At 72.1% G+C, this 13,391-nt stretch carries 13 protein-coding genes; 7 read left to right on the top strand and 6 right to left on the bottom strand.

What is annotated here, in order from left to right; genetic code table 11:
- Positions 1–72 precede the first annotated feature (72 nt).
- Positions 73–558 carry an Lrp/AsnC family transcriptional regulator gene (locus ACRAKH_RS14370; protein ID WP_380726977.1) on the top strand — a complete coding sequence of 162 codons (486 nt, stop codon included), beginning with the start codon at positions 73–75 and terminating at the stop codon, positions 556–558.
- A 101-nt stretch (positions 559–659) separates the two neighbouring features.
- Here ACRAKH_RS14370 and ACRAKH_RS14365 read toward each other — a convergent pair whose 3' ends face one another.
- On the bottom strand, positions 660–2,252 hold the full coding sequence (locus ACRAKH_RS14365) for a M28 family metallopeptidase (protein WP_380726975.1): 1,593 nt from the start codon (positions 2,250–2,252) through the stop codon (positions 660–662).
- A gap of 230 nt (positions 2,253–2,482) precedes the next feature.
- On the opposite strand from ACRAKH_RS14365, the gene ACRAKH_RS14360 reads away from it, so the two are divergent.
- Both ACRAKH_RS14360 and ACRAKH_RS14355 read left to right on the top strand, forming a co-directional pair.
- Complete coding sequence (locus ACRAKH_RS14360; protein ID WP_380726973.1) at positions 2,483–4,390, top strand: acyl-CoA dehydrogenase family protein; 1,908 nt, start codon at positions 2,483–2,485, stop codon at positions 4,388–4,390.
- Positions 4,383–4,763 (top strand): DUF6292 family protein, encoded by a 381-nt coding sequence (locus ACRAKH_RS14355; RefSeq protein WP_380726971.1) that lies wholly within the window; start codon positions 4,383–4,385, stop codon positions 4,761–4,763. Before ACRAKH_RS14360 ends, ACRAKH_RS14355 begins: the two co-directional genes overlap by 8 nt.
- Before the next feature lie 72 nt (positions 4,764–4,835).
- Here ACRAKH_RS14355 and ACRAKH_RS14350 read toward each other — a convergent pair whose 3' ends face one another.
- Complete coding sequence (locus tag ACRAKH_RS14350; RefSeq protein ID WP_380726969.1) at positions 4,836–5,144, bottom strand: AzlD domain-containing protein; 309 nt, start codon at positions 5,142–5,144, stop codon at positions 4,836–4,838.
- On the bottom strand, positions 5,141–5,818 hold the full coding sequence (locus ACRAKH_RS14345) for an AzlC family ABC transporter permease (RefSeq protein ID WP_380726967.1): 678 nt from the start codon (positions 5,816–5,818) through the stop codon (positions 5,141–5,143). Before ACRAKH_RS14345 ends, ACRAKH_RS14350 begins: the two co-directional genes overlap by 4 nt.
- Positions 5,819–5,874: 56 nt before the next feature.
- Between ACRAKH_RS14345 and ACRAKH_RS14340 the strand changes: the two genes are divergently transcribed.
- The 3 genes from ACRAKH_RS14340 (at position 5,875) to ACRAKH_RS14330 (ending at position 7,150) form a co-directional block, all read left to right on the top strand.
- A complete protein-coding gene (locus ACRAKH_RS14340) occupies positions 5,875–6,432 on the top strand; it encodes a helix-turn-helix domain-containing protein (protein WP_380726965.1) in 558 nt (185 codons plus the stop codon).
- A gap of 107 nt (positions 6,433–6,539) precedes the next feature.
- Positions 6,540–6,764 (top strand): hypothetical protein, encoded by a 225-nt coding sequence (locus ACRAKH_RS14335; RefSeq protein ID WP_447009867.1) that lies wholly within the window; start codon positions 6,540–6,542, stop codon positions 6,762–6,764.
- Positions 6,749–7,150 (top strand): type II toxin-antitoxin system VapC family toxin, encoded by a 402-nt coding sequence (locus ACRAKH_RS14330; protein ID WP_380726961.1) that lies wholly within the window; start codon positions 6,749–6,751, stop codon positions 7,148–7,150. Before ACRAKH_RS14335 ends, ACRAKH_RS14330 begins: the two co-directional genes overlap by 16 nt.
- Before the next feature lie 57 nt (positions 7,151–7,207).
- Here the strand turns inward: ACRAKH_RS14330 and pdxS are convergent, their stop codons facing one another.
- On the bottom strand, positions 7,208–8,155 hold the full coding sequence (pdxS, locus tag ACRAKH_RS14325; RefSeq protein ID WP_380726960.1) for a pyridoxal 5'-phosphate synthase lyase subunit PdxS: 948 nt from the start codon (positions 8,153–8,155) through the stop codon (positions 7,208–7,210).
- Positions 8,156–8,403: 248 nt separating this feature from the next.
- Between pdxS and ACRAKH_RS14320 the strand changes: the two genes are divergently transcribed.
- Positions 8,404–10,464 (top strand): elongation factor G-like protein EF-G2, encoded by a 2,061-nt coding sequence (locus ACRAKH_RS14320; RefSeq protein ID WP_380726958.1) that lies wholly within the window; start codon positions 8,404–8,406, stop codon positions 10,462–10,464.
- Between the two features lie 112 nt (positions 10,465–10,576).
- On the opposite strand, the gene ACRAKH_RS14315 is transcribed toward ACRAKH_RS14320, so the two are convergent.
- Both ACRAKH_RS14315 and ACRAKH_RS14310 read right to left on the bottom strand, forming a co-directional pair.
- Entirely contained in the window at positions 10,577–12,082 is a 1,506-nt protein-coding gene (locus ACRAKH_RS14315; RefSeq protein WP_380726983.1) for a CoA-acylating methylmalonate-semialdehyde dehydrogenase, read from the bottom strand.
- A gap of 5 nt (positions 12,083–12,087) precedes the next feature.
- Positions 12,088–13,362 carry an aspartate aminotransferase family protein gene (locus ACRAKH_RS14310; protein ID WP_380726981.1) on the bottom strand — a complete coding sequence of 425 codons (1,275 nt, stop codon included), beginning with the start codon at positions 13,360–13,362 and terminating at the stop codon, positions 12,088–12,090.
- Positions 13,363–13,391 lie beyond the last annotated feature (29 nt).

Genomic DNA, 13,391 nt, shown 5'->3' with positions numbered 1-13,391 from the left:
CCGAATCGTGGACTTCTCGTCGGTGGTCGGCGCAGACTTCCGCAGGCTGTTCGGCTGGAGGAGGGTTTCGACGTGCTGGATTCGGTGGACGCGGCGATCGTCCGGGAGCTGCAGAAGGACGCGCGGCTGCCCAACAAGGACCTGGCGGACCGGGTGAACGTGGCGGCGTCGACGTGCGTGGTCCGGCACCGGTCCCTCCGCGAGCGCGGCGTGATCACCGGGTACCACGCGGAGGTCGACCTGGCCGCGGTCGGACGGCCGGTGCAGGCGATCATCGCGGTCCGGGTCCGGCCGCACACGCGGGCGATCGTGGAGCCGTTCATGGACTACGTGCTGTCGCTGCCGGAGGTGCTGGCCATGTCGCACGTGGCCGGGCCGGAGGACTTCCTGGTGCACGTGGCCGTCGCCGACACGCCCCACCTGCAACGCCTCGTGCTGGACCGCTTCACCACCCGCCGCGAGGTCAGCGAGGTGCAGACGAACCTGCTGTTCCAGCACGTCCGCAAGCACACCGTGCCGCCGGCGGGCAGTGACGGCGCGCGCGACCGGTGGTCGTGACCGAGCGGTGGTCGTGACCGAGCGGTGGTCGTGACCGAGCGGTGGTCGTGACCGAGCGGTGGCGGGCCGGGACCGGGTGACCCGCCCGGCCCGCCTCCCGGTCAGGCGGTGATCCGCACCGACGACGTGCCCGCGCCGTGCGACTTGCCCGGCGAGCGGACCCCGTTCACGGTCGAGGTGTCGAAGGCGAACGTGATCACGGCGGTGGCGATGGCGTCGGCGTTGACGTCCAGCGCCGCCGCGTTGACGTTGCCGCGCAGGTCGTAGGCGGCGTCCAGCTGCGCGTACAGGGCGGCGTCCGCGCCGTCGGCGACGGGCGTGTTGCTGTCGCACGGCTGGTGGTAGCACGGGTCGTAGGCGGCGCCCGCGACCCCGCCGTACCGCGCGGCCTGGTCGGCGGTCTTCACGCCTTCCGCGCCGGTGAACAGGCCGCCGGCCGGGATGCCGACGGCGATGAACGGGCCGTAGTCGGACCGGCCGGAGAACTCGGTGTCCTCCGCGGGCAGGCCGCGGTCGGCGTAGAACTTCTCGAACACGTCCTCGATCTCGGCCGAGCCGGGCGGGATGAACCCGGGCGGGGCCGTGCCGCTGGAGTTGTCGCCGTCGTAGATCCCGTTGAAGTAGTTCGGCGAGCCGACCATGTCGAAGTTCAGGTACAGCGCGACGCGGTCCCGCTCGGCCTGCGGCAGGGTGGCGACGTAGTGCTCCGAGCCGAGCAGCCCTTCCTCCTCCGCGCCCCACCAGGCGAACCGGACCAGGTTGTTCGTCTTCACCTTGGCCATCCGGACGGCGACCTCCAGCAGCGCGGCGGACCCGGTGCCGTTGTCGTTGATCCCGGCGCCGTCCTGCACGCCGTCGAGGTGGGCGCCCGCCATCACGGTGTTGTCGGCGATCCCCTCGTCCGACTCGGCGAACACGTTCCACGCGGTGCGCGTCTCGGACAGGAAGTCGACCTTGACCCGGACCGTGCGCGGCCCGCCGACGGCCAGTTCCGCGCCGACCGCGTAGGTGGCGAAGACGACCGGGATCGCGAGGCCCGGCGTGTCGCCGATCGGCGTGGACAGGCCGGTGCGGCCCGGTTGGCCCTCGTTGAACAGGATCACGCCGGACGCGCCCGCGGCCTGGGCGTTCAAGGTCTTCTGGGCGAACCCGCAGGTGCCGCGCTGCAGCAGGGCGATGGTGCCCGCGGTGAAGCCCGCGAAGTCGGACGCCTCGCAACCGCTGCTGTTCGAGTTCGGGTTCGGGCCGGGCGGGACGACCACGTCCACGGCCGTGACGGGCGCGGTGGCCTCGCCCAGGTACGTCGGCGTGAAGCCGTTGCGGGTGAAGTCCCGGTCCACCGCGTAGGTCCGCGGCGTCGGGGCGAGCTGTTCGAGCTCGGACCGCTCCTCGGTGTAGGGGAAGTCGAACGCCTGCACGGCGGGGTCGTAGCCCGCGGCGGTGAGGGTGTCGACGACGTAGTCCACCGACGCCCGGTAGCCGGGACGGCCCGCGGCGCGGTCGCCGTGCTCGTCGGCGATGGCCTGGAACGCGTCGAGGTGCCGCAGCACCCCGTCGAGCGTGACGGCCTTGGTGAGCTTGGCCGGTGAGTTGTTGTTCGGGTCGGCGGTGGCCGGGCCGACCACGAGCAGTGGTGCCGTCAGGACGAGAGCGGCGGTGACGGCGATCCGCCTGCGGCGGGGACGGAAGGGCATGGCTTGCCTCCAGGTGTGACAGACGCCACTCTGTGGGTCGCCCCACCGTGGTGCCCGCGTTACACCGATCAGTCCATCGTCACGGACCGTCATGTTCGTGAGGTGTCTGACGTTGCCCCTGCGAGCGTCGGACCTTGCCCCTGCCCCACGTCGGCATCGCACACGGCGTCGGCGCGGGTGGGGCGGTGCCGTTGTCGCGCCCCCGCCGTGAACCTGTGTTAACAAAGAGCATGGGGATCACCACGGGCGAAGTCGACAAGCGGACCGAGGCGTTGCGCGACCTGCTCGACGGCCGGTGGGCGTCGTTGCGCCGCGGGTCGCTCGACCTGCTCGCCGGTCTGCAGCCGCCCGGCGAGCTGGGGCGCGAGGAGTACCGCGCCTGGGTCTCGGAGCAGATGCGCGCGCTGGCGGACGGCGGCCACCCGCTGATCGGGTTCCCGACCGGGCACGGCGGCCGGGACGACGTCGGCGGCTCCGTGGTCGCGTTCGAGGTGCTGGGGTTCGGCGACCTGTCGCTGATGGTGAAGGCGGGCGTGCAGTGGGGCCTGTTCGGCGGCGCGGTGCAGGCGCTCGGCACGGCCGAGCACCACGACCGGTACCTCCGCGCGATCATGGACCTGGACCTCCCGGGCTGCTTCGCCATGACCGAGACCGGGCACGGGTCTGACGTCCAGAACCTGCGGACCACGGCGACCTACGACCCGTCGACCGAGGAGTTCGTGGTCCACACGCCGGACCCGTCGGCGCGCAAGGACTACATCGGCAACGCGGCCCGCGACGGACGCATGGCCGTGGTGTTCGCGCAGCTCGTGACAGGCGGTGCGACGCACGGCGTGCACGCGGTGCTCGTGCCCGTCCGGGACGCGGACGGCGCGCCGATGCCGGGCGTGCGGATCGAGGACTGCGGGCCGAAGGCCGGCCTGAACGGCGTGGACAACGGACGCCTGTGGTTCGACCACGTCCGCGTGCCGCGGGCGAACCTGCTCAACCGGTACGGCGACGTCGCTCCGGACGGCGCCTACTCCAGCCCGATCGAGGGCGAGGGCCGCCGGTTCTTCACCATGCTCGGCACCCTGGTGCGCGGCCGGATCAGCGTGGCGGGCGGGGCGGGCAGCGCGACCAAGAAGGCGTTGGCGCTGGCGATCCGGTACGGCGACGCGCGGCGGCAGTTCACCCGGCCGGACGGCGGCGACGAGGTCGTGGTGCTCGACTACCTGGCCCACCAGCGGCGGCTGCTGCCCGCGCTGGCCACGTCGTACGCGCTGCACTTCGCGCAGGAGGAGCTGGTGTCCGCGCTGCACGACGTCGGCGACGACCGGGCGCAGCGGGAACTGGAGTCGCGGGCCGCCGGGCTGAAGGCCGTGGCCACGTGGCACGCCACGCGGACCATCCAGACGTGCCGCGAGGCGTGCGGCGGGGCCGGGTACCTGTCGGAGAACCTGATCGCCGGGCTGAAGGCCGACACCGACGTGTTCACCACGTTCGAGGGCGACAACACCGTGCTGCTGCAGCTGGTCGCGAAGGGCCTGCTCACCAGCTACCGCGACCACGTCGGCGACCTCGACCCGTGGGGCATGGTGCGGTTCGTGGCCGACCAGGCGGTGGGCGTGGTGATCGAGCGGACGGCCGCGCGGGCGATCATCGACCGGCTGGTGTCGGGCAGCTCGGACGCGCTGCTGGACCGCGGCTGGCAGCTCCGGCAGTTCGAGGACCGCGAGAAGCACGTGCTGGAGGGCCTGGCGCGGCGGTTGCGCAGGGCGTCCAAGGACAACGCGTTCGACGTCTTCAACGCCGCTCAGGACCACGTGCTGCACGCCGCTCGCGTCCACGTGGACCGGGTGGTGCTGGAGGCGTTCGTGGCGGCGGTGGACCGGTGCGGCGACCCTGAGGCGACCGCCCTGCTGGACCAGGTGTGCGACCTATACGCGTTGAGCACCATCGAGGCGGACCGGGCGTGGTTCCTGGAGCACGGCCGCTTGTCGCCCCAGCGGTCGAAGGCGGTGTCACAGGCCGTGAACGAGCTGTGCGGCCGGTTGCGACCGCACGCGAGGGCCCTGGTCGACGCGTTCGGCATCCCGGAGTCGTGGCTGGTGGCGCCGATCGCCGCCGGAAAGGTCCAGAATGAGAGGTATGGATAACAGTGCGGTGATCAGCCAAGGCCTGGCCCGGTACGTGAAGGCGGTGGCCGAGGAAGTCGGCGTCCCGCCGGAGGGCACCGAGTTCGAGGTCAGCGACACCGCCACCGCCTACCTCGGTCTGGCCGAGGGTCCGGGGCGCGACCTGATGCTGTTGTGGAACGAGGAGCGCGGCTGGTCGATCGCGGTCGAGACCGACCCGGCCGAGGCGCCGGTCGTCGTGGCCCACCTGGGTCTTCCCCTCGTGCCGCCGCCGGACGTGGTGGCGCGGTTCGTGGACGACGTGCTGGCGGGCAAGACGGGCGGCCCCGAACCGGACCCGGGTGGCGCGCGGGACCGGGCCGGGCTGGCGAGCAGGCTCAGCGACTACCTGTAGACGCCTCCGCCCGCCGTGTCGCGCATGCCCGGCTCTTCGTGAACCAGGTCGCGACCGGTGGGCGGCGGTCTTCTAGGAGACTCCGGCGAGCCGCAGGCCCGCGGTGGTGACGGCGGCCAGCACGACCACCACCACGAACGGCGCCTTGCGCCAGGCCGCGACCCCGCCGACCAGCACCCCGATCGGCAGCGCGAAACCCGCGAAGGCCTGCCCCTTGGCCAGCGACGCGGTCGCCACCAGCGCGAACAGCAGGATCGTCGCGGAGGTGGACATCATCAGCTTGACCCGGTCGGAGAGCGTCAGCCGGTCGCGCAGCAGCGGTCCGGCGAGGCGGAACGCGTAGGTGCCCGCGGCGAGCACCAGGACGGCGGTCAACGTCATGCGGGCGCCTTCTGCCGTGCGGTGATCACCAAGCCGCCCAGCGCGACCAGGACCGGGACGCCCGCCGGCAGGAACGGCGTCGCGGCCAGTGCGATGGCCGCGCCGAGCAGCGCGGCGTGCCGGGTGGCCTTGTCCTTGAGCGCGGGGAGCAGGAGGGCGAGGAGCGCGGCGGGGAACGCGGCGTCCAGCCCGAAGGCGTTCGGGTCGCCGATGTTCTGGCCCACGAGCGCGCCCGCGACCACGGCGAGGTTCCAGGCGACGAACAGGGCGACGCCGCACGACCAGTAGGCGGCCTTGGCCTTGCGCGGGTCGCTCTGGGCGAGCGCGAACGCCGTGGTCTCGTCGATCAGCAGGTGGCTGCCCACGAGCCGCTGGACCAGGCCCTTGCCGAGCACGTCGCCGACCGCCAGGCCGAACGGCAGGTGGCGGACGTTGAGCAGGAGCCCGGCGAGCACCGCGGCGGCCGGGCTGCCGCCGGCGGCGACCACGCCGACCGCCATGAACTGCGCGCCGCCCGCGAAGACCAGCAACGACATCACCACGGGCAGCCACCACGGCAGTCCCGCGCCGGTGGAGATCGCACCGAAGGAGGCGCCGCTGACGGCAGCGCCGGCCGCCACCGCGGCGACGTCACGCAGCAGCTCGGAGTCCGGGGTTCGCCATGTCGAACGCATCGTCTTCTACGATGAACACATCGGAAGTGTTCGTCAAGCCGAACGATTGGACTGTCATGTCGAACACAGGGGCGCCGCTCGACGTCATCGCCGCCTCGCTCCGCCGCGAGCGCGACCGCGCGGGCCTGTCGTTGAGCGAACTGGCCAAGCGGGCCGGGATCGCGAAGTCGACGCTGTCCCAGCTCGAGTCCGGCAGCGGGAACCCCAGCGTCGAGACCCTGTGGGCGCTCGGGGTCGCGCTGGGCGTGCCGTTCTCCCGCCTGGTCGACCCGCCCACCCCGCGCGTCCGCGTCATCCGTGCCGGGGAGGGCCCGGCGATCTACTCGGAACGCGCCCACTACACCGCGACCCTGCTCGCGTCGTGCCCGCCGGGCGCCCGGCGCGACATCTACCTGCTCCACCTCGAACCCGGCCCGGCCCGCGAATCCGAACCGCACATGCCGGGGACCGTGGAACACGTGATCGTCAGCTCCGGCCGCATGCTCGCGGGGCCGCAGGGCGAGCCGGTCGAACTGGGCCCCGGCGACTACCTCCTGTACCCCGGCGACGTCCCGCACACGGCCCAGGCACTCGAACGGGGAACCGTCGCCCTGCTGGTCTCGGAGCACGTCTAGAACACGCGTTCGAGCGATCCAGCCGGCGGGCCGGTCGGCCGATGGATCTTGCATGACAACAGAGGAGGTGGCCGCGAATGTCGCACCCCGCGACTAATCTGGACCACGTGGCCGACGAACCGGACCCCGACGACAACGTCTTCGGTCTTCGCGCGCAGATCGAGCAGCGACAGGCCGAGTTCGCCGACGGGCCGACCATGGCGGAGGTCATGTCGGACCTCGACCTGTTCCGAGGCGAGCCGTCGAACGCGGTCGCGATCCTGGCCGCGTGCCGGGCCGAAGACGAGGCCCGCCACAACGAGTTGTACAGGCACCTGTGGCGACGGTCGTGATCGACGCCTCGGCCCTGATCGAGGCAATGATCGGCGCCGAGCCCGTGCAGCCACTCCGTCGTCGCGTCCTGGCAAGCGAACTCGCCGCGCCGGACTTGATCATCTGCGAAGTGCTCAACGTGTTGCGCCGACGGGCGCGAGTCGACGCGGTGGGCCGCGCCCAGGCCAACCGGGCGGCGTGGTGGTTGGCCAGGGCCCCGATCGCCACCACCGGGCACCGCGCCCTCATCGATCGGGCGTGGGAGCTGTGCGACTCGCTCAGCGCCTACGACGCGCAGTACGTCGCTCTCGCCGAGCAGCTCGACGTGCCGCTCATCACCTGCGACGCGAAGCTCGCGGGATCTCACGGCCACAAGGTCGACATCGAGGTCTACCCGGTCTCCTGAACGGACGCCCGCGGCCCGCCGGGGGTCCGGCGGGCCGCGGGCGTCACGAGCGGAGGTCTACCAGCCGCGCTCGGCCAGGCGGTGGGGCTCGGGGATCTCGTCCACGTTGATGCCGACCATCGCCTCGCCCAGGCCGCGCGAGACCTTGGCGATGACGTCCGGGTCGTCGTAGAACGTGGTCGCCTTCACGATCGCCTCGGCGCGCTGCGCCGGGTTGCCGGACTTGAAGATGCCCGACCCGACGAACACGCCCTCGGCGCCGAGCTGCATCATCATCGCCGCGTCGGCGGGGGTCGCGATGCCGCCCGCGGTGAACAGGACGACCGGCAGCTTGCCGGCCTCGGCGACCTCGCGGACCAGCTCGTACGGGGCCTGGAGCTCCTTCGCCGCGACGTACAGCTCGTCGGTGGGGAGGTTCTGCAGCCGCAGGATCTCGGCGCGGATCTTGCGCATGTGGGTAGTGGCGTTGGAGACGTCGCCGGTGCCGGCCTCACCCTTGGAGCGGATCATCGCCGCGCCCTCGGTGATGCGGCGCAGCGCCTCGCCCAGGTTGGTCGCACCGCACACGAACGGCACGGTGAACTGCCACTTGTCGATGTGGTTCGCGTAGTCCGCCGGGGTCAGCACCTCGGACTCGTCGATGTAGTCCACGCCGAGCGACTGGAGGACCTGCGCCTCGACGAAGTGGCCGATCCGCGCCTTGGCCATCACCGGGATCGACACCGCGTTGATGATGCCGTCGATCATGTCCGGGTCGCTCATCCGGGACACGCCGCCCTGCGCGCGGATGTCGGCGGGGACGCGCTCCAGCGCCATGACGGCGACGGCGCCCGCGTCCTCGGCGATCTTGGCCTGCTCGGCGTTGACCACGTCCATGATCACGCCGCCCTTGAGCATCTCCGCCATGCCCCGCTTGACGCGGGAAGTGCCGGTGACCTGGGTGCCGGCGTCGGGTGAAGTGGTCACGACCAACCTTTCTCGAAGTGGAGGACCAACACCACCCATGGTAAGGCCGACGTGGACCGCCGAGGCATGCCACTCACGCCCGTTCTCGGCAGGCCACTTCCACTCCCGCCGCAGGTAGTGGCCTACGCCACCCCTTGCCACAACCACCGGCCCGACGGACCGCCGCGGCCCTGGTGGCGCACACCACCCCCGTTCCTCCTGCCGGGTTGGGTGTGGCCGGTTGGGGTTGTCCCGCAGGTCGCACGGGTGTGAGATCGGACACTAAACACTTGTGGAGGGTGGTCCCAATGGGCAGCAAACACTCCGACAACGGCCACTCGGCAGGCGCGGTCGCTGTGGACGACCCGGCCAAGGTCCGCAACGTCGTGCTGGTCGGCCCGTCCGGCTCCGGCAAGACGACGCTCGCCGAGGCCCTGCTCGCCAGCACCGGTGTGCTGACCCGGGCCGGTTCGGTCACCGAGGGCAACACGGTGTGCGACCACGATCCGGCGGCTGTCCGCCAGCAGCGGTCCGTCGGCCTCGCCGTCGCCCCGATCCGGCACGGCGACATCAAGATCAACCTCATCGACACGCCCGGTTACGCGGACTTCGTCGGCGAGCTCCGGGCCGGCCTGCGCGCGGCCGACGCGGCGTTGTTCGTGGTCAGCGCGGCGGAAGGCGTGGACCCGGCCACGGTGGCGCTGTGGGAGGAGTGCGCGGCGGTCGGCATGCCGCGCGCGGTCGTGATCGCCCGCACGGACCACCAGCGCGCCGACGTGCCCACCGAGATCGCCGCCTGCCAGGCCGCGTTCGGCGCGGGTGTGGTGCCGCTGTACCTGCCCGGCGACGACGGCGGCCTGGTCGGCCTGCTCACCACCGACGACCCCCGGTACGAGGAGCAGCGCAACGCGCTCATCGAGGGGATCATCGCGGAGAGCGAGGACGAGACGCTGATGGACCGCTACCTCGGCGGCGAGGACATCGACCAGGCGACGCTCATCGCGGACCTGGAGACGGCGGTCGCGCGCGGCTCGTTCCACCCGGTGATGCCGGTGTGCGCGCTGACCGGCCTCGGCCTGCCGGAACTGCTCGACGGCATCGCCCGCGCGTTCCCCTCCCCGCTGGAACACCCCCTGCCCGAGGTGACCGGCGTGGACGGCATCCCGCAGCCCCGCCTGGAGGCCGACCCGAACGGCCCGCTGGTCGCCGAGGTCGTGCGCACCGCCGTCGACTCGTACGTGGGCCGCGTGTCGCTGGTCCGCGTGTTCTCCGGGACGCTGCGCCCCGAACGGCCGGTGCACGTGTCGGGTCACGGCATGGCCGACCGCGGCCACGAGGACCACGACGTCGACGAACGGGTCGCGCACGTCTACTCGCCGCTCGGCGCGAACCTGCGCGAGGTGCCGTACTGCGTGGCCGGCGACCTGTGCGCGTTGACCAAGCTCGGGTCCGCCGAGACCGGCGACACGGTGTCCGCGCCCGACAAGCCGCTGCTGGTGGCGCCGTGGGAGATGCCGGAACCGCTGCTGCCGGTCGCCGTCGTCCCGCGCAGCCGCAGCGACGAGGACAACCTGGCCCGCAACCTCGGCAAGCTGGTGGCGGGCGACCCGACGTTGCGGCTGGAGCGCAACGCGGAGACCCACCAGCTGGTGCTGTGGTGCATGGGCGAGGCGCACGCGGACGTCGTGCTGGCCCGGTTGCGGGCCGGTGGCGCGGAGGTCGACACCGAGCCGGTGCGGGTGGCGTTGCGCGAGACGTTCGTCGGCCCGGCCAAGGGCCACGGGCGGCACGTGAAGCAGTCCGGCGGGCACGGCCAGTACGCGGTGTGCGACATCGTGGTCGAGCCGCTGCCGCGCGGGTCGGGCTTCGAGTTCGTGGACCGGATCGTCGGCGGCGCGATCCCCAACCAGTTCATCCCGAGCGTCGAGAAGGGCGTGCGCGCCCAACTGGCACGCGGCCTGCAGGGCGGTCACCCGGTGGTGGACGTCCGCGTCACGCTCGTCGACGGCAAGGCGCACTCGGTGGACTCGTCGGACGCCGCGTTCCAGACCGCCGGTTCGCTGGCGCTGAAGGACGCCGCCGCGAACGGCCGCACCGCGTTGCTGGAACCGGTGGACGAGGTGACCGTGCGGCTGCCGGACGACCACCTCGGCACCGTGCTGGGCGACCTGTCCGGCCGCCGCGGCCGGGTGCTCGGCACCGAGGCGGACAGCCCCGGCTACACGGTGATCCGCGCCGAGGTGCCCGCCACGGAACTGCTCCGGTACGCGGTGGAGCTGCGGTCGCTGACGTCCGGCACCGGCACGTACACCCGCCGGTTCAGCCGATACGACCTGCTCCCCCAGTCGCTGGCGGCCCAGGCCAGGTAGCGGTGACGGGGCGAACCGGGCCGGGGCGACCCCACCGGCCCGGTCCCCGTCGAGGCGATCACGACCGCGGCCGCTCGGGGGTCGCCCGACCGGCCGGGGCCGCGCGCCCGGCTCAGGTGTTCTGCGGGAACCCGAGGTTGACCCCGCCGTGCGACGGGTCCAGCCACCGACTCGTGACGACCTTGGTGCGGGTGAAGAAGTGGATGCCCTCCGGCCCGTACGCGTGCGAGTCGCCGAACAGGGAGTCCTTCCACCCGCCGAACGAGTAGTAGGCCACGGGCACCGGGATCGGCACGTTCACGCCCACCATGCCGACCTCGACCTCGTTCTGGAACCGCCGCGCCGCGCCGCCGTCGTTGGTGAAGATCGCCGTGCCGTTGCCGTACGGGTTGCCGTTGACCACGTCGAGCGCGTCGTCGTACGTCGCCACGCGCAGCACCGACAGCACCGGGCCGAAGATCTCGTCGCGGTAGAGCGCCATGTCCGTGCCGACGTGGTCGAACAGCGTCGGGCCGAGCCAGAACCCGTCCGCCTCGCCGTCGATCGCGTGCGACCGGCCGTCCACGACCAGCGACGCGCCCTCCGCCGTGCCGTTCTCCACGTAGGTCCGGACGCGGTCGCGGTGCGCGCCCGTCACCAGCGGTCCCATCTCGCAGCCCGGACGGCGGCCGTCGCCGACGTGCAGGTCGTTGATGCGGTCGGTGATCTTGGCGACGAGCTCGTCGCCGACGGGGTCCACCGCGACCACGACCGAGATGGCCATGCACCGCTCCCCCGCCGAGCCGAACCCCGCCGACACCGCCGCGTCCGCCGCCAGGTCGAGGTCCGCGTCCGGCAGCACGACCATGTGGTTCTTCGCGCCGCCCAGGGCCTGCACGCGCTTGCCGTGCCGGGTGCCGGTCTCGTAGACGTACCGCGCGATCGGCGTCGACCCCACGAACGACACCGCCTTCACGTCCGGGTGCTCCAAGATGCGGTCCACCGCGACCTTGTCGCCGTGCACGACGTTCAGCACGCCGTCCGGCAACCCCGCCTCGGCGAACAGCTCCGCGATGAAGTTCGCCGCCGACGGGTCCTTCTCCGACGGCTTCAGCACCACCGCGTTGCCGCACGCGATCGCGTTCGGCACGAACCACAGCGGCACCATCGCGGGGAAGTTGAACGGCGAGATCACGCCGACCACGCCGAGCGGCTGCTGCATCGAGTACACGTCCACCCTGGTGGACGCGTTCTCGCTGAACCCGCCCTTGAGCAGGTGCGGGATGCCGCACGCGAACTCCACTGCCTCCAGCCCTCGCTGCACCTCGCCCGCCGCGTCGGACAGCACCTTGCCGTGCTCGGCGGTGACGATCGCGGTCAGCTCGCCCTTGCGGGCGTTCAGCAGCTCGCGGAACGCGAACATCACCGTGGACCGCTGGGCCAGCGACGCGTTCCGCCACGACGTGAACGCCTCGCGCGCGCTCCCCACCGCCTCGTCCACTGTGGACTCGTCGGCGAAGTCGACCCGCGCCGCCACCTGCCCGGTCGCCGGGTCGTACACGTCGCCGGAGCGCGCGCTGTCGCCCGTCCACGGCTTGCCGCCGATCCAGTGCCCGATCCGCTTGGGGGTGATCCGCACATCGCTCACAGGACGTCCTCCAGGATTCCCAACGCCTCTTCGACCTCGTCCTCGGTCACCGTCATCGGCGGCGCGAGGCGGATCACGTTCCCGTACAGGCCGCCCTTGCCCACGAGCAGACCTCGTTCCCGCGCGCCCTCCAGCACCGCGACCGCCTTCGCCGGGTCCGGCGCGCCGTCCGCGCCGACCAGCTCGACGCCGACCATGAGGCCCTTGCCGCGCACGTCGCCCACCGCCGGCCGGTCCGCCGCGACGGACCGCAGCCCGCCGATCAGCCGGTCGCCGAGCTTGGCGGCGTTGGCCTGGAGGTCGTGGTCGAGCAGGTAGTCCAACGTGGCCAGGGCGCCGGTGGTGGCGATCGGGTTCCCGCCGAACGTCGACAGCGAGTGGGCCGTGAGGCAGTCCATCAGGTCGCCGCGCGCCACCACGCCGCCGATCGCCAGCCCGTTGCCCAGGCCCTTCGCGAACGTCATCGCGTCCGGCGTCACGCCGTGCGCCTGGATGCCCCAGAAGTGCTCTCCGGTGCGGCCCCAGCCGGTCTGCACCTCGTCGGAGACGAAGAGGATGCCGTACTCGTCCAGCACCTCCTTGAACGCGGCGAACAGCCCGTCGGGCGGCGAGGAGAACCCGCCGACGCCCTGGATCGGCTCGGCGATCATGCACGCCACGTCACCGGCCGTGGTCGTCTCGATGACCTCGCGCAGGTCCGCCACGCACGCCTTGACGTAGTCGGCGTCGGACAGGTCCCGGAACGGGCTGCGGAACCGGTAGCCGCCGTGCACCCAGCTCACCTTGACCGGGCTCAGCGAGGACGCCGACCAGCCGCGGTTGCCGGTGATCGCCACCGTGGCGAAGGCGCGGCCGTGGTAGGAGTTGCGCAGCGCGAGGACCTGGTCGCTGCGCCGGAACTGGGTGGCCAGCATGAGCGCCGTCTCGTTGGCCTCGGTGCCGGAGTTGGTGAAGAACACCTTGGCGTCCGGGATGCCGGACAGCTCGGCGATCTTCTCCGCCAGCTCGACCTGCGAGCGGATCAGGTACAGCGTGGAGCTGTGCAGCACGCCGGTGTCGAGCTGGGCGCGGATCGCGTCGGAGATCTCGGCGACGTCGTAGCCGATCGCGTTGGTCAGGATGCCGGCGAAGAAGTCGAGGTAGGTACGGCCCTCGCGGTCCGTCACCCGGCGCCCGCTCGCGCTCGCCAGCTCGATCGGCCGCTCGTAGTAGAGGGCCATCCAGTCGGGCATCACCGCGCGGTGCCTGGCCAGCAACTCCTCGTGTCCCATCGCGTCCTCCGGTCGTCGGTCCCGCACCA

The sequence above is a fragment of the Saccharothrix hoggarensis genome (genome assembly GCF_052936025.1).
Note: the sequence above shows the minus strand (reverse complement) of the source record. Positions and strands in the feature narration are given on the sequence as shown.